This is a genomic window from Sphaerisporangium rubeum (assembly GCF_014207705.1).
GTDB classification, from domain to species: Bacteria; Actinomycetota; Actinomycetes; order Streptosporangiales; family Streptosporangiaceae; genus Sphaerisporangium; species Sphaerisporangium rubeum.
Window position 1 is genome coordinate 1,124,191 of sequence record NZ_JACHIU010000001.1, and the last position, 21,361, is coordinate 1,145,551.

Consider the following 21,361-nt stretch of genomic DNA (forward strand, 5'->3'; position numbering starts at 1 on the left):
GGTTGTTTGCGCAGGTGGGTAAGGGTTGCCTCAATCACCGTACGTATACCAATTGAGCGCGAATAGCTGATAAAACCAGGCGATCCGGTTGTCTCATCGTTTCCCAACCGCAACAATGGCCTCGCACTTAAACGTGATCGGCGCTCAGGATGAGCGCCGGGGGTGGAGGCTGTACCAGTGAGCGGTCGCCGGCAACCGGATCCGTCGCGCCCCAGGCGCCGGTCCGCGAGTAGAAGAGCCGGGACGCCGTCCCGGTTCCCCGTTCCAGGTCGGGTTTCCTTACTGGCCGCCGTGGTGGTCCTCGGTGCGACGGTCACCGTGGTGGTCGTCAACCGGGAACCCGCCGCGCCGCCTCCGGCCGTGAGCACCCAGCCGGTGTCGTCAGAGGTGACCCTGGAGTCCAGCCTCTGGAAGTCCAAGAAGGTCCAGGCCAAGCCCCAGATGGAGAACACCCCGCTGGAGCTCGGCACCCGGTTCCGCGCCAACAAGGACGGCGAGGTCACCGGCATCCGGTTCTACAAGCCCGAAGGTGAGACCGGCACGCACCGCGGCAGCCTGTGGGACTCGCGCGGCAAGCTGCTCGCCAAGGTGACCTTCACCGGGGAGAGCGGCAGCGGCTGGCAGCAGGCGCTGTTCGACGAGCCGGTCCGCACGGTGGCGGGCCGCACGTACACCGTCTCCTACCACACCACCACCGGCGGGTACGTCGCCAAGCCCGGTGCGTTCAAGAAGCCCGTCACCTCCGGCCCGCTGACCGCCGAGGCGGGGGTGTTCGGCATCACCGACAAGGCCGGGTTCCCCTCACGTGTGCACCCGCGCCTGGTCAACTACTACGTGGACCTGATCTTCCGGCACCGCGAGCGCCGCTGGCACCACCCGCGTCCGAGCGGACGTCCCGGCGAGCCCACGCCGACGTCCAGCGCGTCCGGCGGCGAGGCCACACCGGACCCGAGCCTCACGCCGAGCCAGACCCCGACGCTGCCGAGCGAGACCCCGACCGCGCCGGACGCGACTCCCAGCCTGCCGAGCGAGACGCCGACCGCGCCGAGCGCCACGCCGACGCGCACGCGCACCCCGTCCGCGACGCCGACCTTCACCCGCACCCCCAAGCCGTCGCCGACCGAGACCAAGGACCCGAGTCCGACTCCGGCGCCGCCGACCAAGACCTCGTCACCGCCGCCGACCCGCGGCTTCCCCGGCGCCGGTGACACCGGTGTCCCCGCAGGGGTCACGCTGAAGGAGAGCAAGTCGATCACCGTGACCAAGGACGGCACGGTCATCGACGCCATGGAGGTCCGCGGCGAGATCAACGTCGACGCGAACGACGTCGTCATCAAGAACACGCGGGTCGCCGCGGCCCCCGGCCAGTGGGGCATCATCCAGCGCCAGGGCCGCAGCGGCCTCGTGGTGGAGAACTCCGAGATCTTCGGCAACGGCAAGGACCAGACGCAGTTCGGCATCATCAACCAGGGTGGCGACCTGACGGTGCGCCGCGCCGACATCCACACGATCAGCAACGGCATCCTCACCGACCAGGGCCTCATCGAGGGCAACTACCTGCACGACCCGAAGTACTTCTCCGGTGACCACACCGACATGATCATGTGTACGTCGGGCCCGCCGTCCGGCGCCAAGCTGGTCATCCGCGGCAACACGGTGATCAACAACCTCGACCAGACCGGCGCCATCGCGCTGTTCCAGGACTTCGGCGTGGTGCGGAACGTCACCGTCGAAGGCAACTTCCTGGCCGGCGGCGGCTACTCGCTGTACGCCGGAGCCGGCAGCAAGGGTGTCTCGTCGAACATCAAGGTCATCGGCAACGTCTTCAGCAAGGACGTCTGGGCCAAGGGCGGCTACCACGGCCCGGTCGCCTACTGGGACAAGAACGGCTCAGGCAACGAGTGGCGTGACAACGTCTGGGAGGACGGCAAGGCCGTCTCCGCGAGCTGAGCCCTCGGCGGACAGAGGAAGGCCCCCGCGGAGAAACTCCGCGGGGGCCTTCTCGTGTCTCGTGGCGCTCAGCCGACGCGCCAGGTGTCCCCGCCGCGCAGCAGCTCCGACAGCACACCGGGGCCGCGGTCGGCGACGGCGTCGTCGACCTGCCGCTCCATCAGCGTGTCGTACGCCGGCCGCTCCACCGAACGGAACACGCCGATCGGGACGTGCTCGAACGCCGGCTCGTCCAGCCGCGACAGCGCGAACGCCACCGACGGGTCGGGGTTGTGCGCGTCGTGCACGAGGATCTCACCCTCAGGCACGCTCGCGCGGTCCACGACCTCGATGCCGCCGTTCGACGCGCGGCGCACGGCCTTGGTGGCGGACACGATCGGCTGTCCGTGCTCCAGGCGCAACGTGATGTCGTCGCGCAGGCCGGGGTCCTTGAGCTGGTCGAACGCGCCGTCGTTGAAGATGTTGCAGTTCTGGTAGATCTCCACCAGGCTCGCGCCGCGGTGCGCCGTGGCGTCGCGCAGCACCGACTGCAGGTGCTTGCGGTCGGAGTCGATGGTGCGGCCGACGAAGCTCGCCTCGGCGCCGAGCGCCAGCGAGATCGGGTTGAACGGCTTGTCCAGCGACCCCATCGGCGTCGACTTGGTGATCTTGCCGATCTCGGACGTCGGCGAGTACTGGCCCTTGGTCAGCCCGTAGATCCGGTTGTTGAACAGCAGGATGTTGAGGTTGACGTTGCGGCGCAGCGCGTGGATCAGGTGGTTGCCGCCGATGGACAGCGCGTCGCCGTCCCCGGTGATCACCCAGACCGACAGGTCGGGCCGCGACGCCGCGAGACCCGTCGCGATGGCGGGGGCCCGGCCGTGGATCGAGTGGAACCCGTAGGTGTTCAGGTAGTACGGGAAGCGGGACGAGCAGCCGATGCCGGAGACGAACACGATGTTCTCGCGGCGCAGCCCGAGCTCCGGCAGGAAGCTCTGCACCGCCGCCAGGATGGCGTAGTCACCGCACCCGGGGCACCAGCGCACCTCCTGGTCGCTCTTGAAGTCCTTCAGGGTCTGCTTGCCGGTGGCACGCGGGATGAGGGTGAGCCCGCTGCCTCTGAGCCCCCCGAGATCACCGGCGTCACCGACGTCACCGACATGGCCGTTGGTCGTGGTTTCACTCACTGTCGATCACGTCCTGGATCACTCCGGCCAGTTCCTCGGCCTTGAAGGGGAGACCGCGCACACGGTTGTAACTGATGATGTCGACGAGGAAGCGAGCACGCAGCAGCAACGCGAGCTGGCCGAGGTTGATCTCGGGCAGCAGCACCTTGTCGTACGCGCGCAGCACCTCGCCGGTGTTGGCCGGCAGGGGGTTGAGATGGCGCAGGTGGGCCTGCGCGACCTTGCCGCCGGACCGCCTGACCCGCCGCATCGCCGCCGCGATCGGCCCGTAGGTCGAACCCCAGCCGAGCACGAGCACCCGCGCGTCGCCGTCGGGGTCGTCGACCTCCAACGGCGGGATGTCCTGCGCGATGCCGTCGATCTTGGCCTGGCGCAGGCGGACCATGCGGTCGTGGTTGTTCGGGTCGTAGGAGATGTTGCCGGTGCCGTCGGCCTTCTCGATGCCGCCGATGCGGTGCTCGAGGCCCGGCGTGCCGGGTACGGCCCACGGCCGCGCCAAGGTGGCGGGGTCGCGGCGGAACGGCAGGAACGTCTCGCCGTCGTCGCCGTTCGGCGTGACCGTGAAGTCGGCCGTCAGGTCCGGCAGGTCGTCCACCTCGGGCAGCAGCCACGGCTCCGAGCCGTTGGCGAGGTAGCCGTCGGACAGCAGCATCACCGGCGTGCGGTACTTGACGGCCAGCCGCGCCGCCTCGATCGCCGCGTCGAAGCAGTCGGACGGCGTGGACGGCGCCACGATCGGCAGCGGCGACTCGCCGTTGCGGCCGAACATGGCCATCAGCAGGTCGGTCTGCTCGGTCTTGGTCGGCATGCCGGTCGAGGGGCCGGCCCGCTGCACGTCCACGACGATCAGCGGCAGCTCCGTGGCGACCGCGAGACCCACCGTCTCACCCTTGAGCACCACACCGGGACCCGAGGTGGTGGTGACGCCGAGCGCGCCGCCGAACGCCGCGCCGAGCGCCGCGCCGACCCCCGCGATCTCGTCCTCGGCCTGGAAGGTGCGCACCCCGAACCGCTTGTGCTTGGACAGCTCGTGCAGGATGTCCGACGCGGGGGTGATCGGGTACGACCCGAGGAACAGCGGCAGCTTGGACCGCACCGACGCCGCCACCAGGCCGAGCGCGAGCGCCTGGTTGCCGGAGATGTTGCGGTACAGACCCGGGGCCAGCTTGGCCGGCTTGACCTCGTACGACACCGAGAACGACTCGGTGGTCTCGCCGTAGTTCCAGCCCGCCTGGAACGCCGCGACGTTGGCGTTGGCGATGTCGGGCTTCTTGGCGAACTTGGTGCGCAGGAACTTGACCGTCGCCTCGGTCGGCCGGTGGTACAGCCACGACAGCAGACCGAGCGCGAACATGTTCTTGGCCCGCTCGGCGTCCTTCTTGGAGATCTCGAAGCCTTCGAGCGCCTTGACCGTCAGCGAGGTCAGCGGCACCGCGTGGACCCGCCACTCGCTGAGCGAACCGTCGTCGACGGGGCTCGCGGCGTAGCCGACCTTCTGCAGGTTGCGCTTGGTGAACTCGTCGGTGTTGACGATGACGTCGGCCCCGCGCGGCAGGTCGCCGAGGTTGGCCTTGAGCGCCGCCGGGTTCATCGCCACCAGGACGTTGGGTGCGTCACCGGGGGTGAGGATGTCGTGGTCGGCGAAGTGGAGCTGGAAGCTCGACACTCCAGGGAGCGTGCCGGCCGGAGCGCGGATCTCGGCCGGGAAGTTGGGAAGGGTGGAGATGTCGTTGCCGAACTCGGCGGTCTCGGCGGTGAAACGATCGCCGGTGAGTTGCATGCCGTCGCCGGAGTCGCCCGCGAATCGGATGATCACGCGATCGAGTTGCTGCACCTGCTTGGTCACAGCTCACTCCTCTTCGACGCGGCGCGGCGTCGTCGCTGGTGGCACGATGTCACTTCCATGCTAGATCCCTAAGGGTGGCTCGGCTTCTTTCCGCATGCGCGTCGATCAGAGGTGTGACCGTCTCTGTGACGGCGGGCGGTGTACTACGCGGCCCGGCCTGCCGTTTTTGTGGAACGGCGGTGGAACGCGGTGGTCCTTCCGGGGGAGGACCTGAGGGTGGAACGGGGGTCGGCGACGTCCGCCTACGGCCTCATCACGGCCGGAAGCGGATCCAGGTACACAGCCCTGCGGCGAGCCTGCCTAGATCAACGTGCAAGCGGGAGTAGAGCACGTCTCTGGTCACGTTCACCAACTATATGTCGCTCATGCCGATGGCCCCAGTCTCGCCTCGCCTGTGTGGCGCGGCTCTCAGGCCGCCGGGGTGCCGCTGACTTGTTCCCCGTCATGCTCTCCCGCACCTGATGTTCCCGGCACGGTGACAAAGGTATTCCCCGATGTACATTTAGGGGATCCGGCCGCGTGGAGGTGGAGGCGGCATGAGCGGTTACTACGGTTCGTACCTGATCGTGGCCGTGTTGCTGCTGGTCGGCTGCGCCGTGTTCGCCGGCGCGATGCTCGCGAGCCGCATGCTCAGCCCCCGCAACGCCAGCCCGGAGAAACTCACCACCTACGAGTGCGGTGTCGACCCGGTCGGCGAGGGCTGGGCCCAGTCGCAGATCCGCTACTACGTCTTCACCTATCTGTATGTCGTGTTCGCGGTGGACGCGGTGTTCCTGTTCCCTTGGGCCACCGTCTTCGCCGCGCCGGGCTTCGGCCTGACCACGCTCGTCGAGATGTTCGTCTTCCTGGCGTTCATCGCGCTCGGCATCCTGTACGCCTACCGTAAGCGCGTGCTCACCTGGACCTGAACCGGCGCTGTACCCATTTCCGGCCGGCGCGCGAGGCCTCGCCGGGAGTCCGCGCAGGAGGGAGAATGCGACCATGGCCGCCAGCGATCTCCCGATGCCCACGGTCGGGCCGGTTTCCCGGCTCGCTCCCAAACCCATGCGGTTCATCCTCAACTGGGGCCGCCGCTATTCGCTGTGGGTGTTCAACTTCGGGCTCGCGTGCTGCGCCATCGAGTTCATCGCCACCTCGATGAGCAGGCACGACTTCATCCGCTTCGGCGTCATCCCGTTCGCCAACGGCCCTCGGCAGGCCGACCTGATGATCGTGTCGGGCACCGTCACCGACAAGATGGCCCCCGCCGTCAAACGGCTCTACGAGCAGATGCCGGACCCCAAGTACGTCATCTCGTTCGGCGCCTGCTCCAACAGCGGCGGCCCGTACTGGGACTCCTACTGCGTCACCAAAGGCGTCGACCAGATCATCCCCGTGGACGTCTACGTCCCCGGCTGTCCGCCGCGGCCCGAGGCCCTGCTGTACGGCATCATGAAACTCCAGGAGAAGATCGCCGGCGAGTCCCTCGGTGAGCGGTACGCGCCGAAGGGCCCGGACGCGTGAGGGCCGCCGTCGAGGAGCGGTACGGCGCGCGCGCCACCGTGTCCGACTCCTACGGCCAGACCACCGTGGATGTCGGGCCCGCCGACTGGCTCGACCTGGTGTCGTTCGCGCGCGACGGCCTCGGCTGCGCGTACTTCGACTGGTTGACCGGCGTGGACGACCCGCCGGAGAGCATCACCGTCGTCGCGCACGTCTACGACCCCGCCGAGCACGCTCACCTGCTGCTGCGCACCAAGGTCTCCCGCGCCGCGCCGCGCCTGCCGAGCGTCACCGGCGTCTACCGAGGCGCCGACTGGCACGAACGCGAGACGTTCGAGATGTTCGGCGTGGACTTCGAGGGTCACCCCCACCTGGTGCCGCTGCTGCTCCCCGACGGCTTCGAGGGCCACCCGCTGCGCAAGGACTTCGTGCTCGCCGCCAGGGTCGCCAAGGCCTGGCCAGGCGCCAAGGAACCCGGCGAATCCGGTCACGGCGCGCCGAGCCGCCGCCGCGTCATGCCTCCCGGCGTCCCCGCCGACTGGGGGAGGCCCGCCGCGCCGGGGGAGGGACGCGATGGCTGAGGTGCTCGACGTCGCGCTGCGGCTCGCGGTGATCGTCGTCGCGTTCCTCACGCTGCCGCTGATCGTCGGCCAGACCGAGCACAAGGCCATGGCCCACATGCAGTCCCGCCTCGGTCCCATGTACGCCGGAGGGTTCCACGGGTGGGCCCAGCTCATCGCCGACGGGGTGAAGTTCGTCCAGAAGGAGGACGTCATCCCCGCCGCCGCGGACCGCAAGGTGTTCGCGCTGGCCCCGGCGGTGGCGCTGGTGCCGTACCTCGTCGTGATGATCGTCATCCCGGTCGGGCCCGGCCTGATCGGCGCCGACCTCGACGCCGGCCTGTTCTTCGTGCTGGCCGTCATGGGGGTCGGGGTGCTCGGCTCGATCATGGCGGGCTGGTCGTCGGCCAACAAGTACTCGGTGCTCGGCGGCATGCGCTCGGCCGCGCAGCTCATGTCGTACGAACTGCCGCTGGTGCTCGCCGCGTCGTCGGTCGCCATGGCGGCCGGCACGTTGTCGCTTCCCGGCATCGTCGAGGCGTGGCAGTGGTGGTGGCTGCCGTGGCAGGCCGTCGGCGCCGTCGTGTTCTTCGTCGCGGGGCTCGCCGAGCTGCGCCGGCCGCCGTTCGACATGCCGATCGCCGACTCCGAGATCATCATGGGGCCGATGACCGAGTACACCGGCATCCGGTTCGCGCTGTTCATGCTGTCGGAGTACGTCGGCATCGTCGTGCTGTCCGCGCTGACCACGGTGCTGTTCCTCGGCGGGTGGCAGGGGCCGCTGCTGCCGGGGCCGGTGTGGACGCTGCTGAAGGTCTTCGCGCTGGCCTTCGTGGTGATCTGGGTGCGGGTCAGCTTCCCGCGTCTGCGCGCCGACCAGCTGCAGAAGCTGGCCTGGCTAGGCCTGGTCCCCGCCGCGCTGTTCCAGCTCGCCCTCACCGGCGTCGTCAAGGTGCTCGCCGGCTGACACCCGCGCCACGGCGTCGCGCAGCAGCGCCGCGTGCTCGGGACAGGTGGCCGGGTCGCCGAGCAGGATCCGGGCCGCGTGGCCGTTCTCCGCGGCCCGGCGCAGCACGGCCGCCACGGGGTCGAGGTCCGCGCCGCGTGCCTGCTCCGGCGGCTCGACCCGGCCGGTGGAGTGGGCTTCGAGCACCGCACGGGTGATGACGGCGAGGATGTCGCCGTCCCAGTCCCTGCCGTCCGGGCCGTACCGCACCAGCGTGGCCACCGACCACTGGTCGGGATGCTTGGTGATCTCGTCGAGCGCGGCGTCCGGCAACAGCGGCCGCGCGTCGGCCCCGTTGCCCCGCCGCATCCGCGTGACCGAGGCCAGCGACCCGCCGAGCGCACGCAGCAGCGCCACGTCGGCCGGTCCGAAGAGCCTGGGCCCGGCCCGCCTGGCCAGCGTCCGCACCGCCTGCAACGCGATCGGACACGCTTGGCCCCAGAACGCCGCCAGATAGGCCGCGTCCCCGCGGACCAGGTCCTCATGCAGCCGTGCCGCCGCGCCGTCCTCGGCTGCCGGTGCTCCGGCCGCCGTGTCCTCGCCTCCGGCGAGCCGCGCGAGCGTCTCCGCGTCCTGTCCGGCCCGCTCACCCGCGTGTCCCGTCGCCTCCCAGTCGAGCCGCACGGTCGCCGGCACGGCCGAGGAGGCCGGCGGGCCGTCGGCGGTCGTGAGATGGCCGGCCAGAGCGTGGGCCCTGGTGGCGCGGGCCGCCATGTCGCGCGCGTCGCGCAGGGCCTCGTCCAGGAGGTGGGGGAACGCGGCGAACGACAGGGTGCTGTCCCAGCGGCGCATGTTCCGCTGGATCATCGGGCCGTGCTCGGCGAGCAGGGAGTGCAGCCGCTTGAGCCGGTGCGCAAGTTCCTGAAGGCCGGCGGGTTCCACGCCGGCGAACTCGTCCATGTCCCCCCTCTCGCGGACGGCCCGCCGTCCGGGGCTGCTACAAGACGACCTTCCGGCGTTCCGCCTCTTCGAGACGGGTGATCAGATGGGGCTGTTCGGCGAGCACGTCGTGCAGGAGCCTGACCAGCACGGCGTATCGCGCGTACCAGTCGGCGGCCCACCGGTCGGCCGCGGCGCCGTGCCAGGTGGGCTCGCCGAACAACGGCGGGACGGCGGCGAGCGCCTGGAGGATCTCACCGGCCGCGTCCGCGACCTCGGCCATGTCCGCACGGCACTGCTCGACCGGCGACGGCTCCATGCGGACTCCTCCCCTGAGGCGCGGCTCCGGCAAGGCAGACACCGCCGTGCAAACTTAAGGGAAACGACGGCCGGCTGTCAGGCTTACCGGATCGGAAATCCGAATTACCGGATATCCAGACTTCCCCTCTTCCGGTGGTCGCACAGTGCGGCTCTCGACGGTGGTGCGGCTTCGCCGGTCATGCGGTGATATCGCCGGTCACATCGCTCAGTGCACGATGGCCAGCATCACGTCCGACGCGGTCGGCCGGTTCTCCGGCTTCTTGTCGAAGCACCTGCCGAGCACGTCGGCCAGCGCGTCCGGCAGCCCCGACAGGTCCGGCTGCTTGGTGAAGATCCGGTTGAACACCGCCGCGATGTTGTCCTCACCGAACGCCGGCGTGCCGGTCGCCGCGAAGTACATCGTCCCGGCCCAGCTGAAGATGTCCGACGGCGGCCCGACCCGTTCCCCCGACACCTGCTCAGGCGACATGTACGCCGGCGTGCCGAGCGCGCCGCTGGATGTCGCCGTGGCGTTGTCCAGCACCCTGGCGATGCCGAAGTCCACCACACGCGGCCCGTCCGCGCCGATCAGCACGTTGCTCGGCTTGAAGTCGCGGTGCACGATGCCGGCCTTGTGGATGGCGGCCAGCGCGCCGGACGTGCCGAGCGCGAGCCGTACCAGGCCGTCCTGGCCGCGCGGCCCGCGTTCCCGAATGAGTTCCTCCAGCGACGCGCCTTCGACGTACTCGCTCACGATGTACAGCCGGTCGTCGGCCACCCCGGCGTCGACCACCCGCGCGGTCGAGAACGGCGCGACCCGGCGGGCCGCCTCCACCTCGCGCAGGAACCGCTGCCTGGCGTTCCCCTCCGCGGCCAGCCGCGCGTGCAGCACCTTGATCGCGACCCGGCCGCCTTCCGGCGTCTCCCCGAGGTACACCGAGCCCTGACCACCTTGCCCCAGGCTGCCGATCAGCCGGAAACGACCGATCTGCGTCGGCTCACCCGCCGGCAGCGGCGCCGGGTCCCGGCCCGGCAGCGTCGTGCCGCTGCGCAGGTGGGACGACCGGTCCGGCGACGGCTGCGTCACCGAGGGCTTCTCCACCAGGGTGGGCCGCGGCGGGGGCGCGGGGCTGTCCTGCGGCGGGTACGACGGCCGGTCGCGCGCCGCGGCCGGCGGGTACGCGGGCCGGTCCTGCGGCTGTGGCGCGGGCCGGGGGTACGACGGCCGGTCCTGCGGGTACGGCTGCGGCGGGTACGACGGCCGGCTCTGCGCGCCGTACGGTGGCCGGTCCTGCGGCGCGGGGTGGGGTCGCGGCGGCGCGGGAGGCGCCGGCGGCGCGGGCTGGTAGCGGCCCGCGGGCCGCTGCTGCTGCCACGCCGGCGCGGGGAACCGGCCCTGCGGCCCGGCCGCCGGGTGGCCGTGCGGCGGCGGGAAGGCGCCGTGCCTGGCCGGCCGGGGGCCGAAGACCACCGAGCGGATGGCCAGCGAGTGGATGAGCCCGCCGATCCACACCGTGAACAACGCCACCACGATGACCAGTGCCACCCAGTCCGGCATGTCCGAGGAGTCGCCCCACGCGGCGGCCAGCACGGTGAGCGACACCAGGCACAGCAGGTACAGCACCGCCGCGACCCACAGCACCGGCGCACGCCTGCGCGCGGCGGCGAAACCCATGGTGAACGGTGTGGCGACGCCACAGGTGAGGAGGGGAGCCAGTGCCCACACGATGCTGAGCGCCGTGCTGGAGGAGGAGGGCCTTACTGGCTGCATAGCGGGAACAATACGGAGATGCATGGTGGTGCGCACGTTTTTCCGGACGAGCCGGGCAATGAGCCGCGAAACCGCGACCTTTCCCCGGCCGTCCGGTGCAGGAGCGTCAGCGGAGATAAATGGTGAGTTCCACCAGATCGGCGTTCAGGTGCGGTGGCAGGTTCACGGCGATGGAGACCTCCTCCGCCGAGACGAACAGGCCGGTCTCCTCCCGGTGTGCGACCACCCGGCGGGCCAGCTCCGGCGTCATGCCGGGGAGCGCGGCGATCACCGCGGCCGGTGCGTGGTTCACGTCCACGAGGCCGCCGTCGTCGTACTGCCGCGGCAGGTCGGGCCGGCCGATGCGCACCTCGCGCGCGAGCGCCGGGTCGCGCTCGGCCAGCTCGCGCGCCTGTCTGCGCAGTTCGCGGCGGTACTGCGCCATGGCGACCGCCTGGTCGTTCGGCGACTCGACGCGGTCGAAGACGTGCTTTCGCACGATGAGGGACTGCACGGTGCCGCCGAGCCAGTTGAGCCCGGACGCGAGAACCGCGAGGACTTCGAGCGCGTTGTCACCGCCGGGTGCGTCGGTCACCACCCCGGCCACGAACAGCACCAAGCTGAGCGAATAGACCAGCGCGGACAGCGCGAGCCACGCGCTGCGGGTGCGCGCTGCGGCGTACCCCATGGTGAACGGCGTGGCCACCCCGCACGTGTACAGCGGCGCGAGGGCCCACAGTACGCTCCCCGCGCCGGACGGCTGTGGCGGCGGCTGGTACGGCGGCACACCGGCGGTGAACGGCGGCGGCACAGGCGCTGGCGGCTCCTGCCGGGGCGGCGGCGGCACGGGCCGGTCGGCGGGGAACAGGCCGTGCTCCCTGAGCGGGTCCCCGTGCGGATGCGGCGGGTTGAACGGCACGTGCGGACGGCGCGGGTCGGGTGGCGGCGCGTACGGCCGTTCGTACTTCGGTTGCGGCCCGGAGGGGCCTTCGTACCTCGGGTGCGGGTTTGTGGGACCTTCGTACCGGGGTGGTGGCGCCGAGGGCCGATCGCGTCGCCGGGCCCCCGGATCGCCGGGCCGCGAAGGGTCCGGTGGCCCCGATCCGGGGCTCCCCTGGCCGCCGTTGGTCGGGTGCATAAGGCGAAGAATACGGCCTCGCGTGGGACGCCGCATCGGTCTCCCGGCTGATTCGGCGTGTCGGAAAACTACCTCAAAAGGCTGATGTTTCAGGAAAACCGGGACGGTCGGCGGGGGGCACGCATTCACGAGACCGCCTATGTGCGTCATGATGTTGGATCGTGGCTCGTATACCAGGAGAAGGTTTGGCGAAGGGGCTGGCCGTCACCTTCCGCCACATGCTGACCAGGGCCGACACCCGGCAGTACCCCGAGGTACGACCAGATCTCCCCGCGCGCAGCCGCGGCGTCATCGCGCTGGTCGAGGAGAACTGCACGGTCTGCATGCTGTGCGCGCGCGAGTGCCCCGACTGGTGCATCTACATCGACTCCCACAAGGAGACCACCCCGGCCCCTGAAGGCGGCCGTCCCCGCGCGCACAACGTGCTCGACCGGTTCGCCATCGACTTCTCGCTGTGCATGTACTGCGGCATCTGCATCGAGGTCTGCCCCTTCGACGCGCTGTTCTGGTCCCCGGAGTTCGAGTACGCCGACTACGACATCCGCGACCTCCTCCACGAGAAGGACAAGCTCGCCGAATGGTCACAGACCATTCCAATTCCCCCCGCACACGACCCCGGTGCCGCGCCACCCAAAGAGATCGCCGCCGCCACGACCCCCAAACCCGCGCGACCCGCCGCGAGGACGGCCCCCGGCCCGCGCAACACGGCCGTCCGCGCCATCCGTCCCCCCGGCTCGCTCCCCAAGAAGCCCGGCGAGGGCCCGGGGGCGGTGGAGGAGTCGTGACCTCCGCGGCGCTCTGGCCCCCCACCGTCCAGGAGGTCGTCTTCCTGCTGCTCGGAGTGGTGGCGGCCGGGTCGGCGCTGCTGGTCGTCACCACGCGGCAGATCGTGCACGCGGCGCTGTGGCTCGTCGTGTCGTTCGGCGCGCTCGCCGGGTGCTACCTCGTGCTGACCGCCGAGTTCGTGGCCTGGGTCCAGGTGCTCATCTACGTCGGCGCCGTCGTCGTGCTGCTCCTGTTCGGCATCATGCTCACCCGGGCCCCCATCGGCCCGTCCGGCGACCTCGACTCCGGCAACCGGCCCGCCGCGATCGCCGTCGGCCTCGCCACCGCCGGTGTGCTGGTCACCACCGTGATCCACGGGTTCGGCACGGCGTACGCCGACCTCACGCCGGGCCGCGGGGCCGCCGAGCCGCTCGGCGCGAGCATCTTCCGCACCTGGGTGCTGCCGTTCGAAGCGCTGTCGGTGCTGCTGCTCGCCGCGCTCATCGGGGCCATCGTGCTGTCCAGGACCGACATCGGCGGAAAGGACTGACGTGCACGTCGTCTACCCCGCCGTCCTCGCCGCACTGCTGTTCTCCATCGGCGTGTACGGCGTGCTGGCCCGGCGCAACACGATCCTCGTGCTGATGTCGGTGGAACTCATGCTGAACGCCGTCAACATCAACCTCGTGGCGTTCGACATGTGGCTTCGCGACGCGCTCCACGGCGGCCAGGTGCTCACCCTGTTCGTCATCGTGATCGCCGCCGCCGAACTCGGCCTCGGCCTCGCCATCGTCCTCGCCGTCTTCCGCAACCGCCGCACCATCGAGATCGACCACCTGCGCGACCTCACCGAGACACCCGGCGACGACGGGCCGGACACCGGCCCACCAGGCGGCGCAGATCCCGACGGCGCGACGCCTGGCCCGGCCGTAACCGGTGGCACGTCCGCCACGGCGCCAGGCGGTGTCCGATGATCGGCGCCGCCGCCGCCGTCGTGCTGCTGCCGTTCCTGGCCGCCGCCACGGGCCTGCTGCTCACCCGCCGGCCCTGGACCGCCTCGGTAGCCGGCGCCGTCGACCGGGCCGCGTACCGGCGGGCCGCGCTCGTCGCCGTCGTCCCCGCCGCCGTCTCCTTCCTGCTCGCCTGCCGGGTGGCACTCGACCTGCTGACCCGCGACACGATGCCGCGCGCCTACGCCGACTACAGCGGCGAAGGACCGGCGACGGCCGGGCTGAGCGGCGCCGTCGAAGGCACCCTGACCGAGATCGGCACCGGCTCGGTACCGATCACCGTCGGCCTGCGCGTGGACGACCTGTCCGCGATCATCGCCGTGCTCGTCACCGCGGTCGCGCTCGCCGTGCAGGTCTACTCGATGGGGTACATGCGCGACGAACGGCGCTACCCCTCCTACAGCGCCTTCATCAGCCTCTTCACCAGCGCCATGCTGCTGGTCGTGTACGCCGCCGACCTGCTGGTGCTGTACGTCGGCTGGGAGATCATGGGCCTGTGCTCCTACCTGCTGATCGCGCACTGGTGGGAGGACCGCGCCAACTCGCGCGCGGCCGTCAAGGCGTTCCTCGTCACCCGCACCGGTGACGTCGGCTTCCTGTTCGGCATCTTCACCCTCGGCGTCTCCGCCGGCGGCTTCCGCGTCGCCGACGTCCTCACCGCCGTCCCCGACATGCCACCCGGCACGCTCGTCGTCGCGACCCTGCTGCTCCTGCTCGGCGTCGCCGGCAAGAGCGCGCAGGTGCCGCTGCACACCTGGCTGCCGGACGCCATGGCCGGCCCCACCCCGATCAGCGCGCTCATCCACGCCGCCACCATGGTCGCCGCCGGCATCTTCGTCGTCGTCCGCCTCTACCCGGCGTTCCTCGCGGCCCCCGCCACGCTGAACACCCTCGCCGTCATGGCGGCCCTCGGCATGCTCGGCGCGGCGCTCGCCGCGCTCGCGCAGGACGACCTGAAACGCGTCCTGGCGTACTCGACGATCAGCCAGCTCGCGTACATGGCCGGTGCCCTCGCCGCCGGCTCCGACACCGCCGCGCTGTTCCACCTCGTCACGCACGGCGCGTTCAAGGCACTGCTGTTCCTGTGCGCCGGCGCCGTGATCCACGCCGTCGGCTCCAACCTGATGAGCCACATGGGTGGCCTGCGCCGCACCATGACCGTCACCTTCCCCGCGATGACCATCGGCTTCGCCGCACTCGCCGGCCTCCCACCCGCCAGCGGCTTCTTCAGCAAGGACGCCGTACTGGCCGCCATCGAACACACCGCCACCTCGGCCACGTCACCCGCCACCTCAGCCGCACCGCTCACCGGCCCCATCGCCTGGCTTCTGCTGGTGTGCGCGTTCCTCACCGTCGCCGTCACCGGCGCGTACGCCACCCGCGCCTGGCTGCGCACCTTCTTCGGCCCCTCCCGGCTGGCCGCCGTACCACTCCCCGAACCCGGCCCCGGGGTGGCACACGTCTGGGACGGCAAAGAGGCCCCCCGCTCCATGCTGTGGCCCATCGGCGTACTGGCCGTCCCCGCTCTCCTGCTCGGCTTCACCGGCACGAACCTCGTCACCTGGCCGTCCGCCGCACTCAGCGTCCTCGCCGCACTGCTCGGCGCCGGAGCCGTCTACCTGTCCTGGCGCGCCACCCCCGCCGCCGACCCGGCCCGCCTCCTCGGCCCGCTCCGCTCCCCGTGCGAACACGCCTTCCACGTGGACAAGCTCTACACGCTGATCTTCGTCCGTCCGGTCCTGTCCCTGGCCCGCCTCGTGTCCCGCGCCGACGACACCGTGGTCGACGGCGCCGTCCGCGGCTCCGGCACCCTCACCACCTCCGCCGCCACCCTGGTACGCCGCCTCCAGACCGGCAACCTCCAGCTCTACATGACCGGCGTCCTCGCCGGCCTGATCATCCTCACGGTCGGTGCGGTGGTGCTCGGATGATCCTCGTCGCACTCCTCGCCGCACCGCTCGCCGGTGCCGCCGTCCTGCTCGCGCCGGTCACCCGCCGGCCCGGTCCCGGCGACACCGCGCGGATCATGCCGCTGTACGGGGTCGTGGTGTCCGGCGTCACGCTGGCGCTGGCCCTGATCGCCGCCGCCGCTTTCGACTACGGCAGAGCCGGCCGCATGCAACTCCAGGTGGACCGGGAATGGATACCCGGGCTGGACCTGCGCTTCCACCTCGGTGTGGACGGCATCTCCCTGCCACTCGTCGTGCTGACCGCGCTGCTGACGTTCCTTTGCTTCGTGTACCTCCTGCGCCACCGGCCGGCGCGAGGACGCCTCGCCGAGCTCGCGTTCACGCTGCTCGCGCTCGAAGTCGGCATGATCGGCACATTCCTCGCGCTCGACCTGCTGCTGTTCTTCGTCTTCTTCGAGATCGTGCTGATCCCGATGTACTTCGTGATCGCCGTCTGGGGAGGCACGGAACGACGCGCCGCGGCCGTCAAGTTCATCCTGTACACCCTGCTCGGCTCGGCCGTCCTGCTGCTCGGCCTGCTGCTCGTCTGGAGCCACGCCGGCACCCTCGACATGGTGCGCCTCGCCGAACGACACGGCGACGGCATCCCGCGCGCCGCGCAGATCCTCGCCTTCCTCGCCGTAGGCGCCGGCCTCGCCGTGAAAGCCCCCATGTGGCCCCTGCACACGTGGCTCCCCGCGGCCCACACCGAAGCCCCCACCGTAGGCTCGGTGCTGCTGGCCGGCGTCCTGCTCAAGATGGGGACCTACGGCTTCGCACGCATCGCCATCCCCGTCCTCCCCGACGGCGCCGCGGCCCTGGCGCCGTGGCTGGGTGCGTTCGCCGTGACAGGCATCATCTACGGCTCGCTCGCCTGCCTCGCGCAACGCGACCTCAAACGCCTCATCGCCTACTCCTCGGTCGGCCACATGGGCTTCGTCCTGCTCGGTCTCGCCACCCTCACCCCGGCAGGCATGAACGCCGCACTCTTCGGCAACATCGCACACGGCCTCATCACCGGCCTCCTGTTCTTCACCGTCGGCTCCCTGAAAGACCGCTACCACACCGCCGACCTCTCACCTCTCCCGACCAGCCACCCCACCCCGAGCGGTGAACCCACCCCGGCCGGCCTATCCACCCCGAGCGGTGAACTCACCCGAAGCGGCGAACTCCCCCCAAGCGGCCGACCCGCCACCCTCCCCGGCGGCCGATCCGCCACGCTCCCGAGCGGACTACTCGGTACGTCGCCGTACCTGTCATCCGTGCTGACCTTCGCCTGCGTCGCCTCCCTGGGCCTCCCCGGCCTCGCCGGCTTCTGGGGTGAGCTACTTTCCCTCCTGGCCGCCTTCGATCCCGCCCCCGGCCTCTCCCGGCCCCTGTACCTCACCTACATGGCCCTCGGCGGCATCGGCACCATCCTCACCGCCGCCTACTTCCTCCGAACCCTCTCCCGGATCACCCACGGCCCTCCGGTCCGCGCCGCCGCCACCGGCGAGCCCTCCGCGGCCCTCGGCACGGCAGCCTCCGAAGAACCTCCCGCCGTCCCCGACGTGACCGCGTACGAACTGGCCGCCTGGACCCCCCTGGTCGTCCTCATCCTGGCTCTCGGCCTCTGGCCGAAGGCGCTGCTCGCCGTCACCGACCCGGCCGTACGCGCACTCCTGGGGGCACCGTGATCCAGTCGATCGACTACGCCGCCGTCGCGCCGTCCCTGATCCTCGCGCTGACCGCCGGTCTCGTCCTCCTCCTGGACGCCTTCCTGCCACGCACCCGCGCACTGCCGGCCACCGTGACCTTCGCCGCCGTGCTGGCCTCCCTGGTCGCCGTGGCCCTCCAGGCCGCCGCGGGCCGCACCCTGAGCACCTTCTGCGTCCCCCCCGACCGCCGCCACGCCGCGCCGGCCTGCTCCTACGTCGTGGACCACCTCACGCTGATCTTCGCGGCCGTCGTCCTCACCGCGGCGCTCGTGATCGTGCTCCTGTCCGCCACGCAGCTCACCCTGCCTGGTGCGATCCCGGTGGGGGAGTGGTACTTCCTCCTGCTCTGCACCTTGGCCGGCGCCGTCACCCTCCCCGCCTCACGTGACCTGATCACGCTGGTGGTCGCGCTCGAACTGGTCTCCCTGCCGGCCTTCGCTCTCGCCGCGCTGAAACGCTACGACGCCAAGGGTTCGGAGGCGGCACTCAAACTCTTCCTCGTCTCGGTCGTCTCCACCGCCGTGATGCTCTTCGGTGTCTCCCTGCTGTACGGCCTCACCGGCTCCGTCCACCTCGTCCGCATCGCCGAACGCCTCACCGGCCCCCAGGCCGCCACCGGCGAAGGCCCGGCCGTCCCCGTCGGCGTGCTCGCGGTCGCCGTCGTCCTCGTGATCGCCGGCTTCGCGTTCAAGGTCGCCGCCGTCCCGTTCCATTTCTGGGCCGCCGACGTCTACCGAGGCGCTCCGCTACCGGTGGCCGCTCTGCTGTCGGTGATCTCCAAAGCCGCCGGTTTCGCCGGACTCATCCTGCTCCTCACCACCGCACTGGCCGGCCAGTCCGCCTTCTGGACCCCCGTGGTAGCCGTCCTGTCCGCCGTCACCATGACCACCGGCAACCTGCTGGCCCTACGTCAACGCGATCCCGTCCGCCTCCTCGCCTGGTCCTCGGTCGCGCAGTCCGGCTACATCCTCGCCCCTCTAGGCGTCCAGACCCAGAACGCCGCAGGCGCCGCCACCGCCTACCTGGCCATCTACGCCGCGATGAACCTCGGTGCCTTCGCCGTCGTCATGCTCGTCCCACCCCCCGGCCTCGACGACCGGCGCGACCTGGACCACTACCGCGGCCTGGCCTCCCGCGGCCCCGCCGCGGCCCTGTCCCTGGCGTTCTTCCTCGCCTGCCTCGCCGGCCTGCCACCCGGCCTCGCCGGCCTCTTCGCCAAGATCGTCGTCTTCCGCGAGATCGTGGACGGCGGCGGCGCCTGGCTGGCCGTCGTCATGGCCGTCAACACCGTGATCGGCCTGTACTACTACCTCGCCTGGATGGCCCGGCTCTTCATCCCCACCCCCACGACCCCACCGCCAGGCCATCCCGCCACCCCACCGGCAGGCGCGGCAGCCGTCCCCTCCTCAGAAGCAGCCGGCGGCGCGGTCACCAGCGCGGTCACCGGAACTTCCGGCGCCGCGATCACCGCTGGTCGCCTGGCCGGGGCCCGTCCCGCGGCCATAGCCGTCGCCATCACCCTGGCGCTCACCATCGCCTTCTCCGTGGCCCCTCAGCTGATCCTCTCCGCCGTGGGCTGACCCGGGAACGTTCGACCAGGCCACAAGCGTTGCTTGGGTGGAACAACCCACCGGAGGGGAGGAACCGTGCACCACAACGGGCTGCGCACCGCCGTCCTCCTCGGTGCCCTCTCCACCTTGATCCTCGTCGTCGGCGCCTGGCTCGGTGGCGGCTCCGGCCTTCAGCTCGCCGTGCTCCTGGCCCTGCTCGCCAACGGCGCCGCCTACTTCTTCTCCGACCGCATAGCCCTGTCCGCCATGCGGGCCAGGCCCGTGAGCGAGGTCGAGCAACCCACCCTGTACCGCATCGTCCGCGAGCTCTCCACCGACGCTCGCCAGCCGATGCCCCGCCTGTACGTCTCCCCGACCATGCAGCCCAACGCCTTCGCCACCGGCCGCGACCCCCGGCGCGCCTCGATCTGCATGACGTACGGCATCCTGAGCATCCTGAACGAACGCGAGCTGCGCGGCGTCGTGGCCCATGAGCTGTCCCACGTGTACAACCGCGACATCCTCATCTCCTCGGTGGCCGCGGCCCTCGCCACGATCATCACGTACTGCAGCTACATCGCCGTCTTCTTCGGCGGTTCCTCCGACGACGAGGAGGGTCCCGGCTTCCTCGGCGGCCTCCTCATGATCGTCCTGGGTCCTGTGGCCGCCGCCATGATCCAGATGGCCATCTCGCGCTCCCGCGAGTACCAGGCCGACGAGTCCGCCGCGCGCCTCACCGGAGATCCTCTCGGCCTGGCCTCGGCCCTCCGCAAGATCGAGATGGGTACGCGCACGACCCCTCTCCCCGAAAGCAGCCGCCTGGCCAGCGCCTCCCACCTGATGATCGCCAACCCCTTCCGAGGCGCCGGCATCTCCCGCCTGTTCGCCACCCACCCCCCCACCTCAGCCCGCGTGGCCCACCTGGAACGCCTGGCCGGCTACCCCCGCTGACCGCCGGCCGGCACGAGAAGTCCCGCCCCAAGGCACGGACCTCGAAAGCGGCGATCACTCACGCGCCGGCAGCAGCCGCCACGTCCCACACAGGAAAAGGTCCCGCACCCCACCCGAGGCACGGGACCCGAAGTCCGACGACGATCAGTCACTCACTCGCCAGGCAGCCACCACGTCCACACATCAGGCTTCATCGGGAACGAGTCGACCTTGGTCAGCTCTCCGGTCGACGGATCGACCCGGCGCGCCGTGGCCCGGTCCGCGAACCCCGAGGCGTTGACCCGGACCCCCCAGACGACCATCTTCCCGTTCTCGTCCCAGTCCAGCCGGTACGGCGTCTCGTTGATCGGCACCTTGAGGTCGAACGCCGGCGACACCGCGTCCGTCGACAGGTCGTACTGCCGCAGCGTCGACCGGCCCTTGGTCAGCGAGGTGATCACCAGCCCCACCGTCACCTGGTCGTCCGCCAGCGCGATCGGCACGTTGTTGGACACCACCTGTGGCACGACCCGGCTCTCCCCGGCGTTCCCCTCGGTGTCGTACACAGTGAGCTCGGTCGTGTTGTCCTCGGTCAGACCGCCGGTGAGCACATGCGAGCCGTCCGGGCTGAACCCCTGCACGACCTCCGCCCCCGGCAGCTTGGCCGTCCCCCCACCTCGCAGGTCGACCAGCAGCGACGGCAGGGATCCGCCGGCGTCCGCGTAGTCGATCGCGACCCGGTCCCCGTCACGGGACAGCTTGATCGAGACGTCCGCCATCCCGAGGCCCTTCGGCACCTTCGCGGCCTTGCCCGGCAGGGCCCGCGCCGGGCCACCCGCGACGTTCCGCCACACCAGCCTGCGGTCCGACTTACGGAAGTACACGACCCGTCCGCCGTCCCCACTGATCCCTAAGGGAGCGTTGCTGAACTTGTCCACCTTGCCGTCCGCCAGCCGCGGGTGCACGGCCGCGTCGGCGAGCGTGACGGTCTTCCCGTTGCTCAGCGTCAGCTTCCACCCTCCGCACGGCCGGGTGAAGTCACCTTTCACACACGAATGCAACCAGGCATAACGTACGGTTTTCCCACTCTTCGACACCGTGGCCGTGGAGGCGGCTCCCGTCCTCGCCTCCACAGGACCCGTTGTCATGCTCACCGTCGCCGCGGTTGCCACCGCGAGCAAGGCGAGCGTACGCGCACGCTTCATGGCGCTCCTTTCGTCACATCAATAGATGCCTGACAAACCCGGATGGTTGGGTCACAATTCAGCGTCAGCTAAGCGGCTGATCATGCACGGAGGAAAGTGCTTCCCGGTGGCGCACAAGTGACGCGGGTGACCACAAAAGTTCAACCTTGTACCACCAGGGGGATGCCGCCGCGCGGAT

Annotated in this window: 19 protein-coding genes; 12 read left to right on the top strand and 7 right to left on the bottom strand. The window is 70.6% G+C overall.

Going from position 1 to position 21,361, the window contains the following annotated elements:
- Positions 1 to 291: 291 nt before the first annotated feature.
- The gene (locus BJ992_RS04625; protein WP_184978697.1) at positions 292 to 1,950 is read left to right on the top strand and encodes a DUF4082 domain-containing protein; all 1,659 of its coding nucleotides are present in this window, start codon (positions 292 to 294) and stop codon (positions 1,948 to 1,950) included.
- A gap of 68 nt (positions 1,951 to 2,018) precedes the next feature.
- On the opposite strand, the gene BJ992_RS04630 is transcribed toward BJ992_RS04625, so the two are convergent.
- The gene (locus tag BJ992_RS04630) at positions 2,019 to 3,116 is read right to left on the bottom strand and encodes a 2-oxoacid:ferredoxin oxidoreductase subunit beta (RefSeq protein ID WP_184978698.1); all 1,098 of its coding nucleotides are present in this window, start codon (positions 3,114 to 3,116) and stop codon (positions 2,019 to 2,021) included.
- A complete protein-coding gene (locus BJ992_RS04635) occupies positions 3,109 to 4,962 on the bottom strand; it encodes a 2-oxoacid:acceptor oxidoreductase subunit alpha (RefSeq protein ID WP_184978699.1) in 1,854 nt (617 codons plus the stop codon). The genes BJ992_RS04630 and BJ992_RS04635 overlap by 8 nt, the downstream gene beginning before the upstream one ends.
- A gap of 536 nt (positions 4,963 to 5,498) precedes the next feature.
- Between BJ992_RS04635 and BJ992_RS04640 the strand changes: the two genes are divergently transcribed.
- The 4 genes from BJ992_RS04640 to nuoH all read left to right on the top strand — a co-directional run bounded on the left by BJ992_RS04640 (position 5,499) and on the right by nuoH (position 7,971).
- Positions 5,499 to 5,870 (top strand): NADH-quinone oxidoreductase subunit A, encoded by a 372-nt coding sequence (locus BJ992_RS04640; protein WP_184978700.1) that lies wholly within the window; start codon positions 5,499 to 5,501, stop codon positions 5,868 to 5,870.
- Between the two features lie 73 nt (positions 5,871 to 5,943).
- On the top strand, positions 5,944 to 6,465 hold the full coding sequence (locus BJ992_RS04645; RefSeq protein ID WP_184978701.1) for an NADH-quinone oxidoreductase subunit B: 522 nt from the start codon (positions 5,944 to 5,946) through the stop codon (positions 6,463 to 6,465).
- A complete protein-coding gene (locus BJ992_RS04650) occupies positions 6,462 to 7,025 on the top strand; it encodes an NADH-quinone oxidoreductase subunit C (protein ID WP_184978702.1) in 564 nt (187 codons plus the stop codon). Before BJ992_RS04645 ends, BJ992_RS04650 begins: the two co-directional genes overlap by 4 nt.
- On the top strand, positions 7,018 to 7,971 hold the full coding sequence (gene nuoH / locus BJ992_RS04655) for an NADH-quinone oxidoreductase subunit NuoH (RefSeq protein WP_184978703.1): 954 nt from the start codon (positions 7,018 to 7,020) through the stop codon (positions 7,969 to 7,971). The genes BJ992_RS04650 and nuoH overlap by 8 nt, the downstream gene beginning before the upstream one ends.
- On the opposite strand, the gene BJ992_RS04660 is transcribed toward nuoH, so the two are convergent.
- From BJ992_RS04660 to BJ992_RS32535, 4 genes are all read right to left on the bottom strand, one after another.
- Positions 7,903 to 8,910 carry a hypothetical protein gene (locus tag BJ992_RS04660; protein WP_184978704.1) on the bottom strand — a complete coding sequence of 336 codons (1,008 nt, stop codon included), beginning with the start codon at positions 8,908 to 8,910 and terminating at the stop codon, positions 7,903 to 7,905. The two genes, nuoH and BJ992_RS04660, sit on opposite strands and share 69 nt — an antisense overlap.
- Positions 8,911 to 8,947: 37 nt before the next feature.
- Positions 8,948 to 9,208, bottom strand: coding sequence for a hypothetical protein (locus tag BJ992_RS04665; protein ID WP_184978705.1), 261 nt, complete (start codon positions 9,206 to 9,208; stop codon positions 8,948 to 8,950).
- Between the two features lie 207 nt (positions 9,209 to 9,415).
- Positions 9,416 to 10,960, bottom strand: a complete 1,545-nt coding sequence (locus tag BJ992_RS04670) for a serine/threonine-protein kinase (protein WP_184978706.1) — start codon at positions 10,958 to 10,960, stop codon at positions 9,416 to 9,418.
- 106 nt (positions 10,961 to 11,066) lie between these two features.
- Positions 11,067 to 12,077, bottom strand: a complete 1,011-nt coding sequence (locus BJ992_RS32535; protein ID WP_246496518.1) for a ComEA family DNA-binding protein — start codon at positions 12,075 to 12,077, stop codon at positions 11,067 to 11,069.
- Positions 12,078 to 12,262: 185 nt separating this feature from the next.
- Here BJ992_RS32535 and BJ992_RS04680 point away from each other — a divergent pair, with 185 nt between their 5' ends.
- The 7 genes from BJ992_RS04680 to htpX all read left to right on the top strand — a co-directional run bounded on the left by BJ992_RS04680 (position 12,263) and on the right by htpX (position 19,999).
- Positions 12,263 to 12,862: a NuoI/complex I 23 kDa subunit family protein gene (locus BJ992_RS04680; RefSeq protein ID WP_246496519.1), complete on the top strand. Its 600-nt coding sequence runs from the start codon at positions 12,263 to 12,265 to the stop codon at positions 12,860 to 12,862.
- Positions 12,859 to 13,392, top strand: a complete 534-nt coding sequence (locus BJ992_RS04685; RefSeq protein WP_184978707.1) for an NADH-quinone oxidoreductase subunit J — start codon at positions 12,859 to 12,861, stop codon at positions 13,390 to 13,392. The genes BJ992_RS04680 and BJ992_RS04685 overlap by 4 nt, the downstream gene beginning before the upstream one ends.
- A gap of 1 nt (position 13,393) precedes the next feature.
- On the top strand, positions 13,394 to 13,816 hold the full coding sequence (gene nuoK, locus BJ992_RS04690) for an NADH-quinone oxidoreductase subunit NuoK (RefSeq protein ID WP_184978708.1): 423 nt from the start codon (positions 13,394 to 13,396) through the stop codon (positions 13,814 to 13,816).
- Entirely contained in the window at positions 13,813 to 15,783 is a 1,971-nt protein-coding gene (locus BJ992_RS04695) for an NADH-quinone oxidoreductase subunit 5 family protein (RefSeq protein WP_184978709.1), read from the top strand. The genes nuoK and BJ992_RS04695 overlap by 4 nt, the downstream gene beginning before the upstream one ends.
- Positions 15,780 to 17,477 carry a complex I subunit 4 family protein gene (locus tag BJ992_RS04700; RefSeq protein WP_184978710.1) on the top strand — a complete coding sequence of 566 codons (1,698 nt, stop codon included), beginning with the start codon at positions 15,780 to 15,782 and terminating at the stop codon, positions 17,475 to 17,477. Before BJ992_RS04695 ends, BJ992_RS04700 begins: the two co-directional genes overlap by 4 nt.
- Positions 17,474 to 19,078, top strand: a complete 1,605-nt coding sequence (locus BJ992_RS04705; protein WP_184978711.1) for a proton-conducting transporter transmembrane domain-containing protein — start codon at positions 17,474 to 17,476, stop codon at positions 19,076 to 19,078. The genes BJ992_RS04700 and BJ992_RS04705 overlap by 4 nt, the downstream gene beginning before the upstream one ends.
- Positions 19,079 to 19,144: 66 nt before the next feature.
- Complete coding sequence (gene htpX, locus BJ992_RS04710) at positions 19,145 to 19,999, top strand: zinc metalloprotease HtpX (protein WP_184978712.1); 855 nt, start codon at positions 19,145 to 19,147, stop codon at positions 19,997 to 19,999.
- Positions 20,000 to 20,151: 152 nt separating this feature from the next.
- On the opposite strand, the gene BJ992_RS04715 is transcribed toward htpX, so the two are convergent.
- Positions 20,152 to 21,027, bottom strand: a complete 876-nt coding sequence (locus BJ992_RS04715) for a hypothetical protein (protein WP_184978713.1) — start codon at positions 21,025 to 21,027, stop codon at positions 20,152 to 20,154.
- Between the last annotated feature and the right edge of the window lie 334 nt (positions 21,028 to 21,361).

What these genes read in the sequence shown, in the direction of transcription:
- BJ992_RS04700 (WP_184978710.1), top strand. Translation starts at nt 15,780, where the DNA reads ATGATCCTCGTCGCACTCCTCGCCGCACCGCTCGCCGGTGCCGCCGTC.
- BJ992_RS04670 (WP_184978706.1), bottom strand. Translation starts at nt 10,960, where the DNA reads ATGCAGCCAGTAAGGCCCTCCTCCTCCAGCACGGCGCTCAGCATCGTG.
- BJ992_RS04660 (WP_184978704.1), bottom strand. Translation starts at nt 8,910, where the DNA reads ATGGACGAGTTCGCCGGCGTGGAACCCGCCGGCCTTCAGGAACTTGCG.
- nuoH (WP_184978703.1), top strand. Translation starts at nt 7,018, where the DNA reads ATGGCTGAGGTGCTCGACGTCGCGCTGCGGCTCGCGGTGATCGTCGTC.
- BJ992_RS32535 (WP_246496518.1), bottom strand. Translation starts at nt 12,077, where the DNA reads ATGCACCCGACCAACGGCGGCCAGGGGAGCCCCGGATCGGGGCCACCG.
- BJ992_RS04640 (WP_184978700.1), top strand. Translation starts at nt 5,499, where the DNA reads ATGAGCGGTTACTACGGTTCGTACCTGATCGTGGCCGTGTTGCTGCTG.
- BJ992_RS04695 (WP_184978709.1), top strand. Translation starts at nt 13,813, where the DNA reads ATGATCGGCGCCGCCGCCGCCGTCGTGCTGCTGCCGTTCCTGGCCGCC.
- BJ992_RS04665 (WP_184978705.1), bottom strand. Translation starts at nt 9,208, where the DNA reads ATGGAGCCGTCGCCGGTCGAGCAGTGCCGTGCGGACATGGCCGAGGTC.
- BJ992_RS04645 (WP_184978701.1), top strand. Translation starts at nt 5,944, where the DNA reads ATGGCCGCCAGCGATCTCCCGATGCCCACGGTCGGGCCGGTTTCCCGG.